Origin of the sequence: Peptoniphilus lacydonensis, from assembly GCF_900106515.1 — a bacterium.
Classification (GTDB): Bacteria; Bacillota; Clostridia; order Tissierellales; family Peptoniphilaceae; genus Peptoniphilus_A; species Peptoniphilus_A lacydonensis.
On the sequence record NZ_FNWF01000003.1, the window covers coordinates 1,256,898 to 1,280,225 of the forward strand.

At 29.5% G+C, this 23,328-nt stretch carries 24 protein-coding genes and 1 pseudogene; all 25 read left to right on the forward strand.

The features are described from left to right. The first annotated feature begins 332 nt into the window (after positions 1-332). The 25 genes and pseudogenes from BQ5450_RS07650 to BQ5450_RS07760 all read left to right on the forward strand — a co-directional run bounded on the left by BQ5450_RS07650 (position 333) and on the right by BQ5450_RS07760 (position 23,323). The gene (locus BQ5450_RS07650) at positions 333-2,951 is read left to right on the forward strand and encodes an S-layer homology domain-containing protein (protein ID WP_083379759.1); all 2,619 of its coding nucleotides are present in this window, start codon (positions 333-335) and stop codon (positions 2,949-2,951) included. Positions 2,952-3,314: 363 nt separating this feature from the next. Then, entirely contained in the window at positions 3,315-3,911 is a 597-nt protein-coding gene (locus tag BQ5450_RS07655) for a sigma-70 family RNA polymerase sigma factor (RefSeq protein ID WP_010246012.1), read from the forward strand. A 14-nt stretch (positions 3,912-3,925) separates the two neighbouring features. Next, a complete protein-coding gene (locus tag BQ5450_RS07660) occupies positions 3,926-4,402 on the forward strand; it encodes a peptidoglycan recognition protein family protein (protein WP_071126484.1) in 477 nt (158 codons plus the stop codon). A gap of 82 nt (positions 4,403-4,484) precedes the next feature. Beyond that, the gene (locus BQ5450_RS07665; protein WP_010246006.1) at positions 4,485-4,706 is read left to right on the forward strand and encodes a DUF1659 domain-containing protein; all 222 of its coding nucleotides are present in this window, start codon (positions 4,485-4,487) and stop codon (positions 4,704-4,706) included. 46 nt (positions 4,707-4,752) lie between these two features. Beyond that, the gene (locus BQ5450_RS07670) at positions 4,753-4,968 is read left to right on the forward strand and encodes a DUF2922 domain-containing protein (protein WP_010246003.1); all 216 of its coding nucleotides are present in this window, start codon (positions 4,753-4,755) and stop codon (positions 4,966-4,968) included. 2 nt (positions 4,969-4,970) lie between these two features. Then, positions 4,971-5,117 carry a YvrJ family protein gene (locus BQ5450_RS08910; RefSeq protein ID WP_010246000.1) on the forward strand — a complete coding sequence of 49 codons (147 nt, stop codon included), beginning with the start codon at positions 4,971-4,973 and terminating at the stop codon, positions 5,115-5,117. A gap of 342 nt (positions 5,118-5,459) precedes the next feature. Continuing rightward, the gene (locus tag BQ5450_RS09515; RefSeq protein ID WP_456107060.1) at positions 5,460-5,576 is read left to right on the forward strand and encodes a hypothetical protein; all 117 of its coding nucleotides are present in this window, start codon (positions 5,460-5,462) and stop codon (positions 5,574-5,576) included. Positions 5,577-5,723: 147 nt separating this feature from the next. Beyond that, positions 5,724-5,988: pseudogene (gene tnpA / locus BQ5450_RS08915) on the forward strand (IS200/IS605 family transposase); the annotation flags it as partial. 200 nt (positions 5,989-6,188) lie between these two features. After that, on the forward strand, positions 6,189-7,106 hold the full coding sequence (gene nadA, locus BQ5450_RS07675; RefSeq protein ID WP_010245994.1) for a quinolinate synthase NadA: 918 nt from the start codon (positions 6,189-6,191) through the stop codon (positions 7,104-7,106). 1 nt (position 7,107) lies between these two features. Then, positions 7,108-8,370 carry an L-aspartate oxidase gene (locus BQ5450_RS07680; protein ID WP_071126485.1) on the forward strand — a complete coding sequence of 421 codons (1,263 nt, stop codon included), beginning with the start codon at positions 7,108-7,110 and terminating at the stop codon, positions 8,368-8,370. After that, positions 8,342-9,187 (forward strand): carboxylating nicotinate-nucleotide diphosphorylase, encoded by an 846-nt coding sequence (gene nadC, locus BQ5450_RS07685; RefSeq protein WP_071126486.1) that lies wholly within the window; start codon positions 8,342-8,344, stop codon positions 9,185-9,187. The genes BQ5450_RS07680 and nadC overlap by 29 nt, the downstream gene beginning before the upstream one ends. 7 nt (positions 9,188-9,194) lie before the next feature. Then, on the forward strand, positions 9,195-9,704 hold the full coding sequence (locus BQ5450_RS07690) for a transcription repressor NadR (RefSeq protein ID WP_010245986.1): 510 nt from the start codon (positions 9,195-9,197) through the stop codon (positions 9,702-9,704). Between the two features lie 86 nt (positions 9,705-9,790). Beyond that, positions 9,791-9,982: a hypothetical protein gene (locus BQ5450_RS07695; protein WP_010245983.1), complete on the forward strand. Its 192-nt coding sequence runs from the start codon at positions 9,791-9,793 to the stop codon at positions 9,980-9,982. Positions 9,983-10,183: 201 nt separating this feature from the next. Beyond that, a complete protein-coding gene (locus BQ5450_RS07700) occupies positions 10,184-11,110 on the forward strand; it encodes a substrate-binding domain-containing protein (protein ID WP_010245980.1) in 927 nt (308 codons plus the stop codon). 10 nt (positions 11,111-11,120) lie between these two features. Continuing rightward, a complete protein-coding gene (gene pstC / locus BQ5450_RS07705) occupies positions 11,121-12,038 on the forward strand; it encodes a phosphate ABC transporter permease subunit PstC (protein ID WP_010245977.1) in 918 nt (305 codons plus the stop codon). After that, the gene (gene pstA, locus BQ5450_RS07710) at positions 12,031-12,912 is read left to right on the forward strand and encodes a phosphate ABC transporter permease PstA (protein WP_010245974.1); all 882 of its coding nucleotides are present in this window, start codon (positions 12,031-12,033) and stop codon (positions 12,910-12,912) included. The genes pstC and pstA overlap by 8 nt, the downstream gene beginning before the upstream one ends. 1 nt (position 12,913) lies before the next feature. Next, positions 12,914-13,669, forward strand: a complete 756-nt coding sequence (gene pstB, locus BQ5450_RS07715) for a phosphate ABC transporter ATP-binding protein PstB (protein WP_010245972.1) — start codon at positions 12,914-12,916, stop codon at positions 13,667-13,669. Next, entirely contained in the window at positions 13,669-14,298 is a 630-nt protein-coding gene (gene phoU, locus BQ5450_RS07720; protein WP_010245969.1) for a phosphate signaling complex protein PhoU, read from the forward strand. The genes pstB and phoU overlap by 1 nt, the downstream gene beginning before the upstream one ends. Positions 14,299-14,302: 4 nt before the next feature. Next, positions 14,303-14,983: a response regulator transcription factor gene (locus tag BQ5450_RS07725; RefSeq protein WP_010245966.1), complete on the forward strand. Its 681-nt coding sequence runs from the start codon at positions 14,303-14,305 to the stop codon at positions 14,981-14,983. A gap of 2 nt (positions 14,984-14,985) precedes the next feature. Continuing rightward, positions 14,986-16,674 carry a sensor histidine kinase gene (locus BQ5450_RS07730; protein ID WP_010245964.1) on the forward strand — a complete coding sequence of 563 codons (1,689 nt, stop codon included), beginning with the start codon at positions 14,986-14,988 and terminating at the stop codon, positions 16,672-16,674. A 187-nt stretch (positions 16,675-16,861) separates the two neighbouring features. After that, positions 16,862-18,406, forward strand: a complete 1,545-nt coding sequence (locus BQ5450_RS07735; RefSeq protein WP_071126487.1) for an ABC transporter permease — start codon at positions 16,862-16,864, stop codon at positions 18,404-18,406. Next, positions 18,403-19,032, forward strand: coding sequence for an ATP-binding cassette domain-containing protein (locus BQ5450_RS07740; protein ID WP_010248825.1), 630 nt, complete (start codon positions 18,403-18,405; stop codon positions 19,030-19,032). The genes BQ5450_RS07735 and BQ5450_RS07740 overlap by 4 nt, the downstream gene beginning before the upstream one ends. A gap of 884 nt (positions 19,033-19,916) precedes the next feature. Further along, the gene (locus BQ5450_RS07750; protein WP_010244631.1) at positions 19,917-20,858 is read left to right on the forward strand and encodes a D-2-hydroxyacid dehydrogenase; all 942 of its coding nucleotides are present in this window, start codon (positions 19,917-19,919) and stop codon (positions 20,856-20,858) included. Positions 20,859-20,975: 117 nt separating this feature from the next. Then, entirely contained in the window at positions 20,976-22,580 is a 1,605-nt protein-coding gene (locus BQ5450_RS07755; protein WP_071126489.1) for a MutS-related protein, read from the forward strand. A 137-nt stretch (positions 22,581-22,717) separates the two neighbouring features. Continuing rightward, positions 22,718-23,323 carry a histidine phosphatase family protein gene (locus BQ5450_RS07760; RefSeq protein ID WP_010244625.1) on the forward strand — a complete coding sequence of 202 codons (606 nt, stop codon included), beginning with the start codon at positions 22,718-22,720 and terminating at the stop codon, positions 23,321-23,323. Positions 23,324-23,328: the final 5 nt, after the last annotated feature.

Sequence of the window (23,328 nt, forward strand, 5' to 3'; positions counted from 1 at the left end):
ATAAAATTTATTGCAAAAATGTAACCCCTTTGTTATAATTTTACATACGGTCGCAAGACCTTTCTATTGGGGCTAGAAGATGTTTCAGTAAAAACAATTGCTACATAATATTTCAAAAGAATTTCACGAACTTCGTTTATGTAATGTAATTGTAATTTTACAAAAGAACTTTCTAGTGTATAATAGAAACATAAGAGGAACATGACAACTAAATAAAACCGAAATAAGGCGATATTTATTTGTCACCTCTGAGTCGAGATAGTTCAGTCTCGGCGACAAAAGTTTAAGACTTTTGTAGAATCTACAAAATTTTTAAGGAGGTCGAAAGACAAATGAACAAGAAAATTATTTCTCTAGTACTAGCACTAGTAATGGTACTAGGATCATTCACAAGTGTCTTCGCCGCTGAAACAAAAAAAGATGATGCTAAAGCAGAATCTAAAGAAAAAGTTGAAAAAGTAGTTGGAAAAGATAACAAAATCCAATACATTATCGACAAAAAACTTGTTGAAGGCTACGAAGATGGAAACTACGGACTTGATAAAAACATCAAGAGATCCGAAATCACAAGATTACTTGTACTAGCTAATGGTAATGAAGAATTATCAAAACAATTACAAGGATCAATGCAAGTATACAATGACGTTAAACCAGAACACTGGGCTAACGGAGTTATCACAGTAGGTACAACAGTACCATCTGATGCTAACGGAATTGCAATGCTAGCAGGATACCCTGATGGATCATTCAAACCAGAAAATGATGTAACTTACGCTGAACTTGCTAAAATGTTAGTAGTTCTTGCAAAAGAAGATTTAACAGCTGATATGGTTAAAAACGCTACTTGGGCATCTTCTTGGATGACTTGGGCAGCACAACTTGGAATTCTTGACGATGTAACAATTGCAGATTCTAACAAAGCAGCTAACAGAGCAGATGCATTCACTATGATTTACAATGCTCTTTACAAAATGCAAGAATTCAAGAGAACACCTTCTAACGAAACTAGAGGTATTGTTTCTAACCTAACTAATAGCAAACTTACTCTTAACCAAGATAAAGACAAAGAATACAAAATCACAAGCGATACAGTTATCGTAGATGGCGACAATGGTAGAAAACAAATCGTTAAAGTAAATACTGTTGACAATCTTGATCTTTACAAAGGATCTCTAGTAAGAATTCTTACTAATGATAAAAACGAAGTAACTCACATCCTTGAACTTGGTAACCCAGAAGACTTAGCTAAAAGTAACCACAACGGTCTTTTAGATGAAGACAATAACATCTGGGAAGGCGTAGCAGATGCAACTGTAAAAACTGATTATTACAAAGACATCGTAACAATGAAAGATGTTAAACAAAAAGACATCAACAAAGCTTACGCTACAATCAAATTAAACTCAAGTGCAACAAAAGGTAAATACATCAAATTCTTTGATGCTAAAGAAAAGTTAATAAGAGAATTAAAAATTAATGACAAAACTGAAGTTTATGTAGCTAACCCTTATAACAACATTATGAGAGAAGTTAAAGACATTAACGAAGCACTTTCATTAATTGGTTTCCACAACTACAAAGACGATTACAAAATCGCTAACGTATACGCTGGATTCGACACAGATGATCACAAATCAGCTGTAAAAGGATATGATTCTGAAAGAAACACAGCTAGAGTTATCGTATTTAACGTAGTATCTAAAGATAATGATGGAGATCGTTACAGAGTAGTTCAAGATTCTTCTTCTAAATACTCAAATACACTTGAAGACGTAGACGGTAAACTTTATGACAGAGATAATGTTCTTAACAAAGCACACTTCCCACTAAACTATGGTGACAAGTATGACGTTATAGAACTTCGTGGTGATGCTATTGAAAAAATAATCGATCACAGCGAAACTAAAGACTATCCAGTAGTTAAAGTAGAAAAAGTATTTGACAATGATGAAATCAAAGTAATTGATAGATTTGACAACGAAACTCTTCTTTATGTAGGAGACGCTGACATCTTCAATGCAAAACAATATAAAGACCTTGAAAAAGGAGATTATCTACAATTTGCAGCTAACGATAAGAATGCAAGAGATATAGATGCAGTATCTATTTTCGAACCATCTAAATATATCGAAGACAAATTTGATGAATCTGGATCAGTTCTTAATGTTGTTAATGGAATTGAAGGACACACTGTTGTAGGAACAATCAAATGGGTTGGAGAAAAAGAAGTAGAAATTAAGGTTGAATCTGACAATTGGGATAAAGATCTTAACAAGACTACTAAGACTTACAAAGTTGACAAAGAACTTGCTACTGTATTAAAAGACTATGTAGGCAAGGAAGTTATCTTTAAAGCTGAAAACAAAAAACATGATGACAATGTTAGAGCTTATGACTTTAGATTAAATGATGAAAAAGAAACTCCAATCAAACCTAAGTCAAAAGCTGGAAATGTTCAAGATATTAAAGATGCAATCAAGAAACTTGATGCAAAATATCCAGATCAAGAATCAGTTAACAAAGATTTTGATAATGCAAAGAAATCAGTAGAAAAAATTCAAAAAATGATTGATGATCTTAAATTTGAAGATAAGACTGAATGGGAAGGCGTTGATAAATCTTATAAAGAAGCTTTAGATAGAGTTAAAGGATTTGTTGATACAAAGGAAGAAGCTGTTAAAAAAGAATATACAGAACAAATCAAAGCAGTTAAAGATGCAGCTGATGCAAAACTAACAGATGTTAAGGTTGCAAAAGATACTTTAACTCAAGATAAGGCAAAAGCTGAAGTAAAGGCTATAGTTGATAAAGAACTTAAAGATGGAGTAACTGCAAAATATGAAGTAGAAAGCTTTGATAATGTACAAAAACAAGTAAAAATTAAAGTTACTTTTGAAAAAGCTCCAGCTGATGCTCAAACATCAGAAGTTATAGTAACTGAAGAAGCTTAATGATTTTTTAAATCAAAGATAAAACCTGAGGGAAACCTTGGGTTTTTCTTTTTTTTACATAATTAAAATATATAATAAAGTTTATAAGATTTGACACATTTTCTTATAAACTTTTTTTTTATAAACATATTAATTGTTACAGATGTATTTAATCTAATTCGTTAACTCCTTTATTAAATAAATACTTATCTTTTTCTTTCGCACTTATTGTTAAATTGACTCTAGACATATAATCAAATTCTTATAGGGGATAATTGTAAGTTAACTTATATGTAATTTATTAAAAATAAGTTTAAATATATGTTTGACAAAGTAAAACAAAAGTTTTATAATAAAATTACATTAACAATAAGGAGGCATTAAATGAAGAATAATAGTTATGAAGATTTTAACAGAGTGCTAAATTCTGCTCTTGTTGGGGAAGAGAGATCAAAGGTGAAACTTGTAAACATGCTAGATCCACTAATTAAATCGTCAATAAAAAAATATTGCCCTATTAAAAGGGAATATGAGGATCTCTATTCTGACGGAAGAGCAATGATACTTTTTTCTATTGAAACTTTTAACCACAAGAGCAATTTTTTGCATTTTGTAAAGTTAAATCTCAAATATTTTTATCTTGATACATATAAGTATCTTTTAAATGTGGAAAATGACATAAGAGAGAGCGAGGTAAAAAATGATAATAGTGAGGAAGGTGAAATTACTGTATTTGATACTCTAGACAGTGGCATAGACATTGAAGGAGATTATATTTATAGGGAGAGGGAGGGGATTTTAAGAGATGCGATGAATTATCTTAGTCCAAGGCAAGGTCTTGTTGTGAGATTATTTTATTATGAGAGGATGAGTCTTTCTGAGATTGCAGATTTTCTTGGTATTTCTGTGAGGACTGTGGTAAATCTAAAGTCAAAGGCCATAGAAAATATGAAGAAGTTTGTAGGTGTTTATTATGATTAATTTAGGAGGTTTTTATGTTAGTTGAAAAGAAACTTATTAAGTTTAATTTTGTGCCAAGACGTGGCATGGTGAAGCCTGTTTTTATTGTTGTGCATGACACAGGAAATACTAATTTTGGGGCAGATGCTATTAATCATTATAAGTATTTTAATGGTGGAAATAGAAATGCTTCTGCTCATTATTTTGTAGATGACAAAAGGATAGTTGAAACTGTTGAAACTACTAATGTTTCTTGGCACTGTGGAGATGGGCATGGAAAGTATGGAATTACAAATAATAATTCTATTGGTGTTGAGATTTGTGTAAATAGTGATGGTGATTATGAGAAGGCACTTGAAAATGCTAGAAAGGTAATTAGATTTCTTATGGATTTTTACAATATTCCCCTAAGTAAAGTTGTGCGTCATTTTGATGCGTCACACAAGATTTGTCCTCGTTCTATGAGTGCAAATAATTGGGAAAAGTGGTGGAAGTTCAAAGAAAGTTTGTAATTAAAAAATTTTTGAACTTTTTTAAAATTAGGATAGTAACTTTTCACCTTTTTTTCTATATACATAATAGGAGGTGAAAATAATGGCTGTTAAAACTTTAGAAACTAAGTGCAAACTTAGAACTGTTGTATCAGATGATTCTACTGGCAAAGTTAAGAGAAGAAGTATTACTGTTAGAGATATAAGTCCTAATGCTAATAATGAAAATCTTTTAAAACTTTCTATTGATCTTAAAAAATTAGTAGAAGGAGATCTTGCTGGCACTGTAAAAGTTGTTGAAGAATCTCTAGCTGAAGAAGCTTAATTATTTTGTGTAAGTTGTAAATTTGTTATTGAAGGAAGGAGAATTTATGGATATTAAAAGAAATTTAAGACTAAAACTTGCAGACAATGATGGGAACAAATACAATCTGAATATTTCAGATCCCAGCGAAAATGTGTCCAAGGCACAAACTGATCTCGTTGGAAGTGACATTGTAGACAACGGATTAGTTATGGGAAAAGCTGGTCCTTTAAAATCTTATAGTGGTGCAACTATGATCACTACAACTGAAAAGGAAATATGATTATGGAGGAATTAATCTCAACTATTTCAAATATAGGATTTCCCATTGCAATTTCTTGTTATCTCTTGGTGAGGCTAGAGAAAAAGATGGAAGAGTTAAATGAAGCAATTGTCGAGCTGAAAAATGCTCTTGAGAGATTTGGCAAATAGCCATCAAAATAATTGATTTAAATCAAATTTTATTATTAATAATTTAAATTATTGTACATAGGGCTTAGGCCTATTTTTTTTGCAAATTTTTTACATAAAAATGTCTGTTAGAGATTTGCTCCCCAACAGATATTATAGAGCCAAAATTAATGATATATGGGTTATGTCTTACAGCTTAAACCATATATTTTTTATAGTAAAAACATAAAAAAATTCTCAATCTAAAATTATCAAAGGTAGAGTTTGCTATGGAGGTCTTGACTTATCACCGACAAAAGAATTAATGAAACTTATACTTGAAAGAAAAATTGCCATTGAGGTCATCCAGTTCTAAGGTGGATGATGAATAATATCTTTATACGAACTGATCCTGCTGGAAATATAAAGACAGACAAAGAAAAAACCACAGAAAAGATAGTCGGAGTTATCGCTACAATTATGGCTTTTGATAGGCGATAAAATGTGGGAATGATACAAGTGAATCGGTTTATGACGATAGAGGGTTGATAGTGTTTTAATGTCGCCATTTTTGATTTATCATACATAAATTTAGTAAAATGGCGATATTAATCTCGCCAACATTGATTTATATACGCCAATTATGGACACATATTACTAGAAATACCACCAAAGTTAAGCATATTGAGTTTTATTGGATTTTTAAAAGGGAAAAGTAGCATAATGATATATGAAAAATGGGACAGCTTAAAATATAAATACAATAGGAAGAAAATTTTGGTGTCGAGGATATTATATAGACACAGAATACAGGAACACAAAAGCAATAAAAGAGTATATTTAGAATCAGCTCAAGGAAGATGAATTGAGTGCTCAGATAACAATGGATAACACAGCCCCATTTAAGAGTTAGCGAGTAAAAATTGCAAGCGGTAAACAAAAAGCAACTTTGAGGAGTAGCTAGTAAAAAAGGTTATTCGGACCGCAAAGTCAAAACTACCATCTACGCTATGGATTTTTATTTATAAATTTAACTGTATATACACTTGACTTGTCTAATCTTAGCTTTTGTAATATAATTTTATTCAAAATTTATTAGGAGATAGGATAAAATTGAAAGATTTAGAAAAGTTAAATTTTGATGAAAAATTAGAAAAATTAAAAAAATTAAAGGAAGAAGGGGACGCAGTTATACTTGCACATTATTATGTAAATGAAGACATACAAGCCATAGCTGATTACATAGGAGATTCTTTTTTTCTAGCTCAAAAGGCAACTGAGCTCAAGAAAAGGACAATAGTTATGGCAGGAGTTTACTTCATGGGCGAGAGTGTAAAAATTTTAAATCCAAGTAAAACTGTATTGATGCCAGATATCGGAGCAGATTGCCCCATGGCACACATGATAAGTGTCGAAAAAATTAAAGAGATGAGAGAAAAGTATGAGGATTTGGCAGTTGTAACCTATATAAATTCTACTGCTGAAATTAAAGCTTATTCAGATATTTGTGTGACATCTTCAAATGCTGCAAAAATTGTAAATAAATTAAAGGAAAAAAATATATTTTTTGTACCAGATAAAAATCTTGGCAACTACATAAAAAAATCTTTGCCAAATAAAAATGTTATTTTAAATGATGGTTGTTGTCCTGTTCACGATGAGATAGATGTTAATGATGTGAGAGCTTATAAGGGAAAGGTTAAAATTTTAGCTCATCCTGAATGTAGAAAAGAAATTTTAGACTTAGCTGACTTTATAGGATCTACAAAGGCTATTATAAAGGAATCAGGTAAGTATGATGATGTATTAGTTGTTACAGAGGAAGGAATTTTTACTGAGTTGAAGAAAAAATATCCAAATATTAATTTAAGAAAATTGAAAAAAGAAGCAATTTGTAACGATATGAAAAAGCTAACTGTTGATAAGGTTATTAGAGCAATTAAAAATAATGAAAATCAAGTCGAAGTAGATAAGGAAATTAGTAAGAGAGCTTTAATACCGCTAAAAAGAATGTTGGAGCTAGGTGCATAAGATGAAAAAATATGACATTTTAATAGTTGGATCAGGATTGGCAGGGGTTAGCACAGCCTTAGAATTAAGCAAAAACTATAAAATTGCCATTGTGACCAAGAAAAAGTTAGAAGATTCAAATTCATATCTCGCTCAAGGTGGTATAAATGTGTTAAAAGATGAATCTGACAGAAAAGCTTTTATTGAAGATACAATGAAGGCAGGTCACTACAAAAATAATTTGCAAGCTGTTGAAAAAATGGTAGATATGTCCAAAGATGCAATAAATTTTTTAGTTGACCTTGGGGTTAAATTTACTATGAAAAATGGAGACTTTGATTATGCAAGAGAAGGAGGCCATTCTGTCGCGAGAGGTCTTCATATAGATGATGAAATAGGTAAGGGAATTTTAGATGTTCTCTACAAAAGGCTTAGAGAAAGAACTAATATAGATATATTTGAAGATACACCAATCGTGGACTTAATTGTAAAGGAGGGTAAATGTTATGGCGTAAAATCTTGCGATAAAATTTTTATTTCTACAAATGTAATTCTTGCAACTGGTGGACTAGGTGGGATTTTTGATAGGAGCACAAATTTTTCTCATATATGTGGCGATGGATATGCCATGGCTATAAAAAATGCTGTCAAATTAAAGGATATTTCCTATATTCAGTTTCATCCTACTTCTCTCTACGAAAAAGGGGCAGAGAGACAGTTTTTAATTTCTGAATCTGTAAGAGGCGAAGGTGCTCTCTTATTAAACCACAAGGATGAGAGATTCACTGATGAAATGAAACCTAGGGATATTGTGTCAAAGGCAATATTAAGGGAAATGGAAAAAGAAAATGTGGACTTTGAATATTTGTCAATGAAATCACTAGGTGAGGATAAAATTACAATGAGGTTTCCGATGATATTCAATGAATTAAAAAATAGGGGAGTAGATGCAAGATATGAAAATGTTCCTATTGTCCCATGTCAGCATTACACTATGGGCGGTATTGAATGTGACATGAATGGAAGGACTAATATAGAGGGGCTCTTTGCGGTTGGAGAAGCTGGCAATGTCGGTATTCATGGCTCAAATAGACTTGCTTGCAACTCACTTTTAGAGTGCGTAGTTTTTGGAAGACTTTTGGCAAATTATTTAAATGTAAATAAACTTGAAGATAGGGAAATAGATTTTCAAATAGATAAGGAAAAAATTGATGGAGAAAAATATTCTAAGATTATTTTTGAAAGGATAAGAGAAGATGAGAGAGCTAAAGCCAATAGTAATTGACAAGTTTATTATTTGTGCTCTAAGGGAAGACATGACTAATGGTGATATTACTACAGATGCAATTTTAAAAGATGAAATGGCAGAAGTAAGTTTATTTTCAAAAGATAGAGGAATTATTGCGGGTCTTGATGTATTTAAGCGTGTATTTGAAATATTAGACGAAGATGCAAGTTTTGAATTTAATTTTTCTGATGGCGATGAAGTTAATAAATTTGAATTAATAGGAAAAATAAAGGCAAAAGCTAGGGCAATCTTAGAAGGGGAAAGAACTGCTTTAAATTATTTGCAGAGGATGAGTGGGATTGCTACTTATACTAGAAAAATTGTAGATACTCTTGATAGTGATTCTGTAAAGATTTTAGACACGAGAAAGACTACACCAGGCATGAGAATTTTTGAAAAATATGCAGTAACTCTTGGGGGTGCTTATAATCACAGATATAATTTGTCTGATGGAATAATGGTAAAGGACAATCACATAGATGCAACTGGCGGAATAAAAAATGCAGTTGAAAAAGTAAGAAGAGTAAATCCCTTTGTCAAAAAAATAGAAGTTGAAGTTGAAAATTTTGATGAACTAAAAGAAGCACTAGAAGCAAAGGCTGATATAATTATGTTAGACAACATGAAGATATCAGAAATAAAAGAAGCTTGCAAGATTATTAATAAGAGGGCGATAATCGAGTGTTCTGGTAATATTAGCCTTGAAAATATTAACAATTATAAGAACTTAGACATTGATTATATTTCATCTGGTGCCATAACGTACAAGGCTGGAGTACTGGACTTATCTATGAAGAATTTAAAAATTTATTGAGGGAAATATGAAGGAACCAGAAATACGAAGAGATGAACTATTAAAATATCTATTTGAAAACCAAAGACCAATATCGGGAGAAAAATTGGCAGAAAAATTTGAAGTTACTAGGCAAGTAATAGTTCAAGATATAGCAATAATTAGAGCTAGCGGAAATAATATTGTTTCAACTAATAGGGGTTATTATCTAAACGAAGAGAGAACTCAAAAAGTTTTCAAAGTTAAACATAACGATAGAGAAATAAATAAAGAATTAAATGCAATTGTAGACCTTGGTGGAAGAGTAAAAGATGTAATAGTCCACCACAAAGTTTATGGTGAGATAAAAAAAGACTTAAACTGTTCATCTAGGAGAGATGTAAAATTATTCTTAGAAAAGATGAATGAAGAAAAGTCAAAGCCCTTGGATGTTTTGACTGGTGGAGTTCACTTCCACACAGTTGTCGCAGAAAATGAAGAAATAATTGAAGAAATAGAAATTGTTTTAAAAGAACTTGGATTTTTAATAGAGGATTAATAGACTTATCGAATGTCATAGTAAATGTCTTTGATGTGAAACATATGGAAATAAAGTCTTTTTAGATGTACCAGCAGAGATAAGAGATGAGAGAAGTTATTAATGTTGTTTATAAAGACTTTTCTGAATATAGAGCTAGCGGAGTCTTTAAATATGGTGGAGTAAATTATAAGACTAGTAGTACAAATTATATTCGACTAGCAACTCAACCAAAAGAAGAAGTGAAGTATGTTAAAACTCAAAAATATAATGTAGCAGAAGAAAAACTAAAAGTTTAGTTATGAGATGTGCCTTCTTTACTGGCAAACAGTAAGGAGGGCATTTTATTTTATAAATTTTACAAAATTTCACCAGTATTTCACACATTGTAAAATATTTTACACAGAATTTACAATTGTTATCTTTTCAATTTACAAATTATTCCTATAATAACGTTGAAATTAAGAAATTATTTTAAAATTATTGAAAGGATGAAGGTAATGGAATTAAAAAAGATTGGTAAAGTTGGAGTTATTCTTACACTTGCAGCTTCTCTTGTAGCTTGTGGAGGAAATAACAAAAAGGAAGAAACAGCAAATTCTACTAAGGAAAATGCAAAACAAGAAGAATCTGGAAAGAACGCAGCTGATCTTGGAACTATTAATGTAATTTCAAGAGAACAAGGTTCTGGTACTAGATCTGCTTTTACTGAACTTACTGGCGTGCTTGTAAAAGATGGTGATAAAGAAGTTGACAACACTTATGAAGAAGCTGCAGTTGAATCTTCTACTGATGCAGTTCTTACGACTGTACAAAATGACAAAGGATCTATTGGGTATATTTCTCTTGGATCACTTAATGACGATGTAAAGGCTGTTAAAGTCGAAGGAGTTGAAGCTACTCCAGAAAATATTAAATCTGGAGATTACAAACTTGCAAGACCATTTAATGTTGCTTACAAAGCTGATGTAGATGAAAAAGCAAAAGATTTAATTACATTTATTATGTCAGACGAAGGTCAAAAAATTTGTGAAGAAGAAGGTTATGTTGGAGAAAAAGCTGGAAAAGCTTATGAACCAATTGACAGCGATGCTCACATTACAATAGCAGGATCTACTTCAGTTACACCTCTAATGGAAAAGCTTGCTGAAGCTTACAAAGTTAAAAATCCAAATGCTAAAATTGATATTCAATCTAATGGTTCTTCTGCTGGTATGACTGCTGCAATGGAAGGAACTGCTGAACTTGGAATGGCTTCAAGAGAACTTAAAGATGAAGAAAAGAAAGAACTTGAATTCACAGTTATAGCAAGAGATGGTATTGCAGTAATTGTAAATAAAGACAATGACGTTGAAGATTTAAGTATGGATCAATTAAAAGACATCTTCACTGGAAAATTAACTGAATGGTCTGAAGCAGGAAAGTAATTTATAAGGAATGAAAAGAATGGAAGATACTAATAAAAAAGTTCTCCATAAAGAAAATCAAAGAAAATCATTTACAAAGGAAGAAGTATTTAAATATTTCTTCCTAATTTGTTCTATACTGTCAATTTTTTTCTTACTATTGATATGTGTATTTATTTTTAAAGATTCTTTTGGTTTTATTGCAAAAATTGGAGGAAAAAACTTTTTACTAAATGACAGTTGGGCACCTATGAATGTGCCACCAAGTTATGGAATACTCCCAATGATTATAGGATCGGTTATGATAACTTTCTTGTCATGTGTGGCAGCTGTTCCTATTTCAATTATGGTTGCTTGTTACTTGGCATTTGACTGTCCAAATAAAATTTATAGAATTTTAAAGCCTGCACTAAATTTAATGACAGGAATTCCATCAATTGTTTATGGTTTTTTTGCTCTAACAATTATAGTGCCAATCAATAGATCGATTTTTGGTGGAACTGGTATGAATATGCTTTCTGCAGCGATTTTACTTCTCATTATGATCTTGCCAACAATTATTTCTATGGCAGAATCATCTCTTAGAACTGTTCCAAAATCTTTTTATCAAGGATCACTTTCACTTGGAGCAACTCACGATGAAACTATAACAAGGGTAATGGTGCCTGCGGCCAAATCAGGTATTTTTGCAGGTATTATTCTTGGAGTTGGACGTGCAATTGGCGAAACAATGGCGGTTATTTTAGTTGCAGGAAATCAAACTAGACTTACGTTTAATCCACTAAAAGGAGTAAGAACTATGACTACTAATATAGTAATGGAAATGGCTTATGCAGCAGGCGAACATAGACAAGCTCTTATAGCAACAGCAGCGGTTCTATTTATATTTATTCTTATTATAAATCTTGGATTTTTTATCTTAAAGAATAGGAGTGAAAACAATGGTTAAATATGTTACTATTGCTATTTTATTAATAATAATTGCTGCAGTTAGTTTTCTTCATCATGCAAAGGGATTGTCTTTTTATAGAATTTTTACAAGGCTTTTTTCTGGTATGACTTTTGCAGTTCTTGTGTTTATAGTTCTTTTTGTTGTACTAAAGGGTGCAATGTCCTTTAGACCAGAAATGCTTTCTTTTAAATATACTACGGAGAATGTTTCGATGGGTCCTGCTATTGTAACTACACTTTTGACAGTTTTGCTTGCAATTTTATTTGCATCTCCAATTGGTATTTTTACAGCTATATTCCTAGTTGAATATACGGATGTTGAAAATAAACTTGTAAAAGCAATTAGACTTGCCACAGAAACTCTTGCGGGAATTCCTTCAATTGTATATGGACTTTTTGGAATGCTATTTTTTGGACTTAAACTTAAACTTGGATTTTCAGTAATTTCAGGTGTTTTGACAGTGTCAATAATGATACTACCAATAATAATGAGAGCAACAGAAGAGGCTTTAAAATCTGTTCATCCATCAGTTAGACAAGGTTCCTTTGCACTGGGAGCAGGAAAGTTAAGGACAATTTTTAAAGTTGTACTTCCAATTGCAATTCCAGGAATTTTATCTGGAATAATTTTGTCAGTGGGACGTGTAGTAGGAGAAACGGCTGCGCTAATGTACACTTTGGGAACTTCGACATCAATGCCAACATCTTTAAATGTATCATCAAGAACTCTTGCGCTTCATATGTATGTACTTTCATCTGAAGGTAAGCATGTTGGAGAAGCATATGCAACAGGAATGGTACTTTTAATACTTGTTCTTATTATTAACTGGTCATCAACAAAGCTTGCAAATAAATTAAGTGAGGTAGAATAAATTGAACTCAAAAATGAAAGTAGAAGATTTAGATTTATATTATGGAGATTTTCAAGCTCTTCACAATATAAATCTTGATATAAGAGAAAATGAAATATTATCTTTTATAGGGCCTTCTGGATGTGGAAAGTCAACTTTATTAAAATGTTTAAATAGAATGAATGACTTGGTTGTAGGTTGTAAAATAGACGGCAAGATAACTCTAGATGGTGAAGATATTTATAGAAAAAACTATGATGTAAATAAACTTAGAAAAAGAGTGGGGATGGTTTTTCAACAACCAAATCCATTTCCAATGAGTATTTATGAAAATATTGCTTATGGACCAAAAACTCATGGAATAAAAAACAAATCAGAATTAGATGAAATAGTAGAATCATCTCTTAAACAAGCTGCCATTTGGGAAGAAGTAAAAGACGAATTAAATAAATCTGCACTTTCTCTTTCAGGTGGACAACAACAAAGACTTTGCATAGCAAGAGCAATTGCAGTAAATCCAGAAGTCATCTTAATGGATGAGCCAACTTCTGCCCTTGATCCGATTTCTACAGGAAAGATTGAGGATTTGGCACAGGAATTGAAAGAAGATTACACAATTGTAATGGTAACTCATAATATGCAACAAGCATCAAGAATTTCTGACAAAACTGCCTTTTTCCTTCATGGTATTATTGTAGAGTATGGAAACACAATAGATGTATTTACAAATCCAAAGGAAGAGAAGACAGAATTATATGTTACAGGAAGGTTTGGCTAATGAGAAAAAAATTTGACGAAGAACTTAGACATTTAAATAATTTACTTTTAGAAATGTCCATGTTAATAGAAAGTTCTATAAAAAAAGCAATATCTTTGTTAGATGAAAAGGATGAAAAAGTTGCAGAAGAAGTTTCAGATTATGAAGAAAGAATAGATGTCTATGAAGGAATCATTCAAAAGCAATGTTTAAGACTTTTTGTTGAACAACAACCAGCAGCAGGAGATCTTAGAAGAGTTTCAGCTGCTCTAAAGATGATTACAGATATGGAAAGAATTGGCGATAATGCAAGAGATATTGCAGAAATTTGCATGGTTCTTCCAGATGATTATGATACAAATAGGTTTCCTCTTGTAAAACAGATGGCAGAGGCGACTATTAACATTGTAAATAATTCTATTGATTCCTTTGTAAATTTAGATATTGATTCTGCAAATAAAATAAATGAAGAAGATGACGAAGTAGATAATTATTTTGTGATGATAAGAGATGAATTAATTGATATAATTAAATCAGATTTTGACCCTGCAGCTGCTATTGACTTTATAATGATTGCAAAATATTTGGAAAGAATTGCAGATCACGCTGTCAATATTGCTCAGTGGGTAATATTTTCTATAGAAGGATGATTTAATGCTTATTTATGTTGTTGAAGATGATACTTCCATTTTAAAACTAATAGAATATTCTCTTAGAAGTAAGGGTTATGAAGTGAATTGTTTTGAAAATGGAAATGACTTTTTTGAAAAATTAAACGAGAAAAAGCCAGATATTGTACTTCTTGATATAATGCTTCCAGACATTGATGGAATTGAGATTTTAAAGAGATTAAAAGAAAAAGATGATAATGAAGATATCTGGGTAGTTATGATCACTGCGAAGACTTCTGAGTATGATATTATATCTGCACTTGATAGTGGTGCTGATGATTATATTAAAAAGCCTTTTTCAGTAATGGAACTTTTGTCGAGAGTTGGGGCAATTGCAAGACGAGCAAGTACTAGTGAAAAAGATAAAAACATCTTAGAATTTAATGGAATTGTCATGAACAATTTAAAGAGAGTTGTTACAATAGATGGCAAAGAAGTTGAGTTTACTTTTAAAGAGTATGAACTTTTAAAATATTTAATTTTAAATAAAAACATTGTAATATCTCGTGAAAAACTTTTGAATTATATTTGGGGATATGATTATGAAGGCGAAACTCGCACTGTGGATATGCACATAAAACTTTTAAGAGATAAATTAAAGGAAAAGAGAAATTATATAAAGACGATTAGAGGCGTGGGATACATGCTTTCAGCAAAGGATTAGAAATGAAAAAAAGATTTTTTAAATATCTTCTTGGAATTTCTCTTTTAACACTTTTCCTCTCTACAATAGCTTCAATGTTTATTTATTATTCTGTTTATGTAGATAGATCCAATAAAGATCTTTCAAATATTGTAATGTCAATTGGAGAAACTTTAAACAGAATTGATGATGATGAAGATTATTTAAAGGACTTGGCAAAGAAAAAGAGGGATTTTAGAATTACTCTTATAAAAGAAGACGGAGATGTCATTTTTGATTCTTCAAAAGATCCCAAGCTTTTGCCAACTCATAGCGATAGACCAGAAGTTATTAAGGCAAAGAAAAGTGGATTTGCATCAGTTGAAAGATACTCTAATACTCTTTCAAAAGACCTTTATTATGTCAGCTTGAAACTTGATGATGGAAATATAATAAGAGTTTCAAGAGAAATGGATAATCTTTTGGGAGCATTTACTAAAGTTCTTCCAATAGATGTAATTATGTCCATTTTAGTTTTTATAGTTGCAGCATTAGTGTCAAAAAGACTCACTAAAAAAACTTTTGAACCTCTTAACAATCTTAAAGAAGATTTGACGAATATAAATACTGAAAAATTTCCAGAAATTAGTCCCTTTATAAATAAAATAAACAAACAGAATAAAACAATAAAGGATAATTATAAAGAGATTAGAAGAGAAAGGGATACAATTGATACCATTTTAAAAAATATGAAAGAGTCACTTATAATAATCGACGAAAATAAAAATTTACTCTCTGTAAATAATTCTGCAAAAGAACTTTTTAATTCAAAAAGAGAATTAATTGGAGAAAATATTTTAAATTTAATAAGAGATGACGAACTTTTAAAATTAATAGACGATGCTCTTATGGGAAAAAGCGTAGAGTCCATTACAAATATTGGAAATAGAGAATTTAAATTCTATGTAAATCCAGTTTTCGAAGATAAAAAAGTTCGTGGCGTAGTGATTTTACTTATTGACGAAACTGAAGAAATTAGAGCATTAAGACTTCGTGAAGAATTTTCTTCAAATGTTAGTCACGAGCTTAAAACTCCACTTACTTCAATTTGTGGATTTTCTGAACTTTTAGTAAATGGAATGGTTGATGAAGAAAATAAAAATGAATTTTACAAATTGATTTATGACGATTCAAAAAGACTTTTAAATTTAATTGAAGACATAATGAAAATTTCTGGATTAGAAAGTGACGAAGCTTTCTCAAGAGAAGAAATTGATTTAAGGGAACTTATTTCAGATATTTTAAAAGCACAAAGAAACTTAATTGAAGAAAAAAACATTTCTACAAAAGTAACAGGAAATGGAAAAGTCTTTGAAAATAAAACCATGATGTGGGAACTTTTTGCAAATATTATCAACAATGGACTCAAGTATAATAAAGACAATGGGAAATTAGATGTAAAAATAGATGAAAGTGAAGAAAATTATGAAGTGTTGATAACAGATACAGGAATAGGGATTCCTTCAGAAGATCTTTCAAGGATTTTTGAAAGATTTTATCGTGTTGACAAGTCTAGATCACGAAAGATTGGGGGAACTGGACTTGGACTTTCAATTGTAAAACATGTCTTGCAGTCAATTGATGGCAAGTTAGAAATAAGTTCTAAACTTGGAATGGGAACTAGTTTTAAAATAATTTTGAAGAAAAATAGAGATAAAATTGAAAAAGAATAATAAAAAAAGGCTGGCTTGTAATGGTCAGTTTTTTTGTTGTTTCTATAATTATGATTAGTAGTAAATTTCCAGTATACATTGTTAAATAAAACGATTGTTTTTTGGTATAATTAAAATGTATTAATTGATTAACAAGTACTTGTTTTTAATTTAGATAATAGCATATTTTATATAAATAGAGGATAAAATGAAAAAACTAATTGATTTAAATTATAAAAATTTAATAAGATCAAAATGGTTTTTATTCTTTTATGGAATTAGTATCTTTACCTTTGTTTTTTATATAGTAATTTTAGATTTTTTTAATAATTCAAACTTAGTAAATTTCATGAATACAACTCTATTTAGGCAGATAGTTTGTTTCGTAATTTGCTTTTTTATAGGGGCCGGTGAATTTTTAAAAAGTGAAGAGGTTGAGTTATCTTATCCAATTTCTACTGTTAAAATGAGATTAGCAAAGTATGTATCTATACTTTGCTTTTCGGTGTTTTATATAATTATAGATATAGCATTTGTTTTACTTTCTGGATATATTTTAAAATATGATATGTCATATTTACTTAATATAGTTTTGGATCTAATAATTATAGATTTTTGTTTTATAAATTTGGGGATAATTTTAGGACTTACTGCAGCAAGTTTGTTTAGATCAAAATATTGTTATATAATGATTGTAGTTTTTGTATATATTTTCAGTCCCATTTTTGACAAGGCTTTTTTATATAAATTTTTTTCTAGAGAAAGTACTATTGTATTAAAAAATTTAATGAGCGTTTTTAGAGATAATGTGAATATTTATAACTTTAGTTCTATTGGAATTGTTTATGATAAATGTTATATTCTTGATAAACTATTTATAACATTCCTATCATTATTGGTTTTGAATGTATTTTTATACATAGAGTCAAAGGATAAAAAGATCATATTTTCTATTTTTTTATCTTTAACTTTAATTTTTTGTAGTGTAAATAATTATATCGATAATTTTTATAGTTACCATAATTATGATAATTTAAATGATAAGGCTATTTTAGAAGAAGATTTAGAAATTTCTAGATATGATATGGATCTAAAAATAGATAATACATTAAAGAATAAATGCAAAATAGAAGTTTTAAACAAGGATTCATTAAAAGACACCATAAGTTTTAATCTTGATTCTATTTTTAATATAGATAGCGTCAAGTTAGATGGTTTAAAAGTTGATTACATTAGAAAAAATGATGTATTAATATTAAAGAACATAAATATCGGAAAAAATGAGAAAAAAGATATAGAAATTGATTACTCTGGAAATATTGAAGAGATTATAAATCCAGGTATTCTATTAAACTTTTCAAGTAAAAATTCCTCGAATTTCTTAATGTATTTAAATTGGTATCCTGTTTTAAAAATAGATAACGATATTGATTACCATATAAAAGTAAGTCATAAAAATAAATTAATAACAAATTTAAATGATTTTAAACTTTTAGATAAAGGGATTAACTATATAAATGGAAGAGAGAAATATTTATATATATCTACTGGATATTTTAGAGAGCACAATATATTAAATAGAGAGTTTATTTTATCTGAAGAAACATATAATAACGAATATAGATACATGAACGAGATAGAGTATTTTGAGGATAAGTTAGGGAAAAAATTTAAAAAAATTATTATAGCTCCGTCTGATAATTATTATAGAGAAGATAAAGATTATTTAGTAATTAGAGAGGATAATATATGACTAATATTTTAAAGGCGAAAGATATTTATTTTTCTTATAAAAAAGGGGATATAATAAATGGAGCAAGTTTTGAAATTACAAGTGGAATAAATTTATTATTAGGAGAAAATGGATCAGGGAAGTCAACTCTTATGAAAATCCTAGGAGGAATTTATAAAGCTTCATCAGGGGAAATTTATTTAAATGATATATCTTATAAAGATGAATTGGAGATAAAGAAGAACATAGGGTATGTTCCTCAGAAGTTTAATTCATTTCAGAATATTAAGGTAGAGGAATATTTGTCTTTCATTAGTAGTTTTAATGACCATGGGAATATTGATTTAACTTTACTAGAAATAGATAATTTTAAAGATAAATATATGAGAGAGTTATCTGAAGGAATGCAAAAAAGAGTACTTGTAGCAGCAGCTTTAAGTTTAAATCCTAAGGTTATACTTGCAGATGAGCCTACATCTGGTTTAGATAAAAATGGTAGGATAAAATTAAGAAAACTTTTTTCGATAATAAATGAGAAATTTCCCGAAAAAATTATTATATTCTCATCACATCTGGACGAAGATATTTATGATGACGTAAATTTTATATATGAAGTTAAAAATGGTAAAGTAATAAAATATGATTAATTTAATAAAGACTAATATAAAAAATAATAGGGTTAGTTTTATAGTGACATTGATTTTAATTGTTATAAGTAATATTATAATTTTTGAAACTGATATACAAAAAAATCTCGATTTATTTAATACAGGATTATATAAATGGTATGAGCTACTTATGCCACTTATACCAATGTATTTTATTATTTCTGCAAATTCTGATTTCTTTTCTAAAGATAATATTGAATATTTTTATACTTTGCCAATTTCTATAGAAAAGTCACTTATCTTAAAAAACATTATTTTCATTATAATGTTTTTTATATTATTTACTCCTGGCATTTATAGGATAAACTTTTATATAGTTAATAATTTTGGAAAAAGTTATTTACCAAAGGGCGGATTATACCTATATGTTTTAGAGAATCTTTTTATATTGTGCTCATATACTTTATTTATTTTAATTATATTTAAAGAGTTTTATTTTTCTATAGGATTTTTAGTAATATATATTCTCTTTGATTACTTTACAGGGGGTTCATTTTTAAATCTGTTCACAATATATGGATTTACTTTCAGAAAGTTTTCCGAAGAAGGATTTATTTTTAATAGATTATTAGTTTTATTTATAGGATTGATTTCGTATTTGGTATCATATCTGATATTAAAAAAATTTAAAATATATAGAAAATTAATTTAAACTTATTTTAAGTAATAATTTTTTGAAGATTATATAAAAATTATTTTGAGAATAAGTTATTAACTTTAAGTAAATATAAAATGGTTTTCCGCTTCCTTTTTTAAAGAAAAGTATTAATTAAATTTAGATACTAAAGAAGCTTGAAAAAGATTGTGATTTAAACTAAAATAGAAGTGTAACGAAGTACATAAAAATTTTAAGGAGGATGTAAATGAAAGCGTTAATGGTAGACTATATGTCAGATGTAATTGACAAAGGACTTGAAGAAAGAGGTATTGAACTTGACAAGGTAATGCTTCCAACTTCAGAAAAGTTAGCAGAAATTATTGAACCTTATGATTTTCTATTCATGAGAGTTGACCCATTCATCAACAAGGAAGTTCTTGATGCTGCTAAAAACTTAAAGGCAATTTTTGTTGGTTCAACTGGAACAAACCATATTGATCTTGACTATGCAAAAGAAAAAAATATTCCAGTTAAAAACTCTCCAGGACAAAATGCAAATGCAGTTGCTGAACTTGTTTTTGCAAAAATGTTAGACCTTTATAGGAATTCTGTACAAGCTCAAAATGAAGTTAAAGGTGGAATTTGGAATAAATATAGATGGATTGGTAGAGAACTTAGAAATAAGACTCTAGGAATTTGTGGTTTTGGTGCAATTGGTAGAAGAGTTGCAGAAATTGCTAATGTATTCCATATGAATGTTATTGCTTATGATCCATTCTTAAAACCAGAAGATATTAAAGTTGACTATGTAGAACTTGTTGATTTTGATAAAATCGTATCAGATTCTGACATTATTACTCTTCATATGCCACTAACTCCTGATACTAAGAATTTATTCTCAGCAAAAGAATTTGAAAAAATGAAGGACGGAGCTTGCATTATCAATGCTGCACGTGGTGGAATTGTAAATGAAGAAGATCTTTACGAATACATCAAAAATGGCAAGTTAGGTGGAGCAAACTTAGATACACTTTCAAACGAACTTGGATCTGGAGGACTTGACACTCAAGACGTTCCAGTTGAAAATAAATTATTTGAACTTGATAGACTTTATGTAACTCCACATATTGGTGGATCTACAATTGATGCTCAAGATGATATTGGAAATGTAATCCTAAAGAACTTTGATGAACTTTTTGGAAACTAATAAATAAAAATTAAATTTTAATCTGCCTTGTAACATTAGTTATGAGGCAGTTTTTTATGTAAAATTTACTCATTGTAATAAAAGTTTTTTTATAATATAGTAAAAAGGGAGGTAAAAATGAAGGATTTAAAAACTTTAATTACTCTACTATTTGTATTTACAGCAATTATTTTTATATACGAGTACTATGTAAAAAAGAAAAATGAGAGAATTTTAAGGAAAGAAATAAGAGAAAAATTTGGTAAAGTCCATTCAAATGGTTTTAAATGTAAAGTTGACGGTATATATAAAAGACTTGGCGGGAATTTAACAGAAATTACATATAATGATCTAAATTTTGATAAAATTTTGGAAAAAATGAATCACAACATGTCCAAAATCGGATTGGAATATTTTTATTATAGCATAAGAAATTTAATTTTGAATAAAGATACTTTGAGAAAAGTTCAAGACAATAGGAATAAATATAAAGATAAATTAGACTCATTATTGGATATTGAGTTTCAACTTGGAAATATTGGATTTTTTAAGGAGGATGTTCTTGAATTAATTGAAGACGAAGTTGAAATAGATAAGGAACTGGAAATTTTTGCAAGAATTTTTTCTTTCACAATTGTTTATATAATTATTCTTTTTATTTTTTTTAAAAGCATGGCAGCACTTTTTATATTTCTTTTAATTACAATTAATATTCTAATATATAAAAAATTTAATATTTTGACATTGGGAAAACTTGAAGCACTTGTTAGAATTAAAAGTATTTTATTTGTAGCAGAGAACATGACAAAATTAAAGGATGATATATTTACAGAAGAGTTGGAAGAAATCCAAAATATTTTAAAAGAAATATTGCCATTAAAGAGAACTTTAAAATCCTTTGGATTTTTGACAGGCAATGCAGAAATGGATTTTGCGGAAACTTATAAAAATGTTTTGTTTTTATCAGAAGCTAGGAGATTTTCGAAGTCGCAAAAATATTTCAAAAAGTACAGAGATAAAATCTTTAGACTTTATTATTTAGTTGGAAAAATTGATTGTGAGATAGGAATTATATCTATAGCCAAAGCTTACGACACAAGGGATGCAGTTTACGGAGAAGAAATATTTGGAGAAAAATTATACAATCCTTTATTAAAAGGAGCGGTTCCAAATGATTTGAATTTAGAAAAATCAATATTACTTACAGGTTCTAATGCTTCTGGGAAGTCAACATATCTTAGGACAATTGGAATAAATTCAGTTTTTGCACTGAGCTTTGGGATTTTCTTTGGGAAGTATTTTGAGATAAAGCCAGTTAAAGTAACTTCTGCGATAGATATTAGCGATTCAATAATGGAAAATCTTTCCTATTTTATGGCAGAGTCAAAGGCAATAGGAGAGATGATAGAAGATGGTGAGGAAAAATTAATTTTACTTGATGAAATTTTTAGAGGAACTAATACAGTAGATAGAATTGCATCTGGGGCGGCAACTCTAAAATATTTGGCGAGTGGCAATCATGTAGTTGCGGCAACTCATGATATAGAGTTAACAGTTTTATTAAAAAATTATTTTAACAATAAACATTTTGAAGAGAAAATTGTCAATGGAGATATAAAATTTGATTATTTACTAAAGGATGGACCAGCTACAACTAGAAATGCAATTGCAATTTTAGACAATTTAAATTATCCAGAGGAAATAATAAAAAATGCAAAAGAGCTTGTTAAAAATTTTGAATAAAATGATGAGGTAATCGAGTGTAACGCTCGATTATTTTTGTATAGGCTTAGGATAAAATTTTATTACTTTAATTGCTTTTTGTAATAATATATAATGTAATTATAATATAAATTTAAAACAGGGCGGTGAAGTGAAGTATGAGGATATATTTTACAAGACATGGTGAAACTGAGTGGAATAAAGAGGGGACTATTCAAGGGCAAATGGATTCCCCTTTGACGGAAAATGGAATAAGAATGGGAAAGATTCTTCATGAAAAATCAAAAGACGTTCACTTTGATGAAGTTTACTCTTCAGACCTTGGTAGAGCGTATGATACTGCAAAATTAATTTGTCCCAACAGTCATATTGTCAAGACTTCTCTTCTTCGTGAAATAGATGTGGGATATTGGTCTGGAAAAAATATAAATGAAGTTAAAAAAGACGATAGTAGGCTTCACAGGCTTTATTTTGATAATCCGAACAAGTATAATCGTGTAGATGGAGAAAGTTTGTATGATTTGAGAAGTCGTGTGGAAAAATTTTTTGAGTATGCAGTTTATCCTGAGCTAGATGAAACTATTTTAGTTGTGGCTCACGGTGTTACCATTGTTGCCATGTATTCTATTATGGAAGAAGTACCTATGGAAAATTTTTGGGATAATAAAGTCAGAAGAAATGGTGAGTTTAATATAGCAGACTATCACGCTGGGAAGTTTAAAATTGTAAAGAAAGCTCCACAAAATCCTGTGGATTCAATTTGAGGATG

What these genes read in the sequence shown, in the direction of transcription:
- BQ5450_RS07755 (WP_071126489.1), top strand. Translation starts at nt 20,976, where the DNA reads ATGAAGGATTTAAAAACTTTAATTACTCTACTATTTGTATTTACAGCA.
- BQ5450_RS07655 (WP_010246012.1), top strand. Translation starts at nt 3,315, where the DNA reads ATGAAGAATAATAGTTATGAAGATTTTAACAGAGTGCTAAATTCTGCT.
- BQ5450_RS07760 (WP_010244625.1), top strand. Translation starts at nt 22,718, where the DNA reads ATGAGGATATATTTTACAAGACATGGTGAAACTGAGTGGAATAAAGAG.
- BQ5450_RS07695 (WP_010245983.1), top strand. Translation starts at nt 9,791, where the DNA reads ATGAGAGAAGTTATTAATGTTGTTTATAAAGACTTTTCTGAATATAGA.
- BQ5450_RS07660 (WP_071126484.1), top strand. Translation starts at nt 3,926, where the DNA reads ATGTTAGTTGAAAAGAAACTTATTAAGTTTAATTTTGTGCCAAGACGT.
- BQ5450_RS07735 (WP_071126487.1), top strand. Translation starts at nt 16,862, where the DNA reads ATGAAAAAACTAATTGATTTAAATTATAAAAATTTAATAAGATCAAAA.
- pstA (WP_010245974.1), top strand. Translation starts at nt 12,031, where the DNA reads ATGGTTAAATATGTTACTATTGCTATTTTATTAATAATAATTGCTGCA.
- BQ5450_RS08910 (WP_010246000.1), top strand. Translation starts at nt 4,971, where the DNA reads ATGGAGGAATTAATCTCAACTATTTCAAATATAGGATTTCCCATTGCA.
- pstC (WP_010245977.1), top strand. Translation starts at nt 11,121, where the DNA reads ATGAAAAGAATGGAAGATACTAATAAAAAAGTTCTCCATAAAGAAAAT.
- BQ5450_RS07750 (WP_010244631.1), top strand. Translation starts at nt 19,917, where the DNA reads ATGAAAGCGTTAATGGTAGACTATATGTCAGATGTAATTGACAAAGGA.
- BQ5450_RS07700 (WP_010245980.1), top strand. Translation starts at nt 10,184, where the DNA reads ATGGAATTAAAAAAGATTGGTAAAGTTGGAGTTATTCTTACACTTGCA.
- BQ5450_RS07740 (WP_010248825.1), top strand. Translation starts at nt 18,403, where the DNA reads ATGACTAATATTTTAAAGGCGAAAGATATTTATTTTTCTTATAAAAAA.
- BQ5450_RS07680 (WP_071126485.1), top strand. Translation starts at nt 7,108, where the DNA reads ATGAAAAAATATGACATTTTAATAGTTGGATCAGGATTGGCAGGGGTT.
- BQ5450_RS07725 (WP_010245966.1), top strand. Translation starts at nt 14,303, where the DNA reads ATGCTTATTTATGTTGTTGAAGATGATACTTCCATTTTAAAACTAATA.
- BQ5450_RS07650 (WP_083379759.1), top strand. Translation starts at nt 333, where the DNA reads ATGAACAAGAAAATTATTTCTCTAGTACTAGCACTAGTAATGGTACTA.
- BQ5450_RS07690 (WP_010245986.1), top strand. Translation starts at nt 9,195, where the DNA reads ATGAAGGAACCAGAAATACGAAGAGATGAACTATTAAAATATCTATTT.
- BQ5450_RS07670 (WP_010246003.1), top strand. Translation starts at nt 4,753, where the DNA reads ATGGATATTAAAAGAAATTTAAGACTAAAACTTGCAGACAATGATGGG.
- nadC (WP_071126486.1), top strand. Translation starts at nt 8,342, where the DNA reads ATGAGAGAGCTAAAGCCAATAGTAATTGACAAGTTTATTATTTGTGCT.
- BQ5450_RS09515 (WP_456107060.1), top strand. Translation starts at nt 5,460, where the DNA reads ATGAATAATATCTTTATACGAACTGATCCTGCTGGAAATATAAAGACA.
- BQ5450_RS07665 (WP_010246006.1), top strand. Translation starts at nt 4,485, where the DNA reads ATGGCTGTTAAAACTTTAGAAACTAAGTGCAAACTTAGAACTGTTGTA.
- phoU (WP_010245969.1), top strand. Translation starts at nt 13,669, where the DNA reads ATGAGAAAAAAATTTGACGAAGAACTTAGACATTTAAATAATTTACTT.
- BQ5450_RS07730 (WP_010245964.1), top strand. Translation starts at nt 14,986, where the DNA reads ATGAAAAAAAGATTTTTTAAATATCTTCTTGGAATTTCTCTTTTAACA.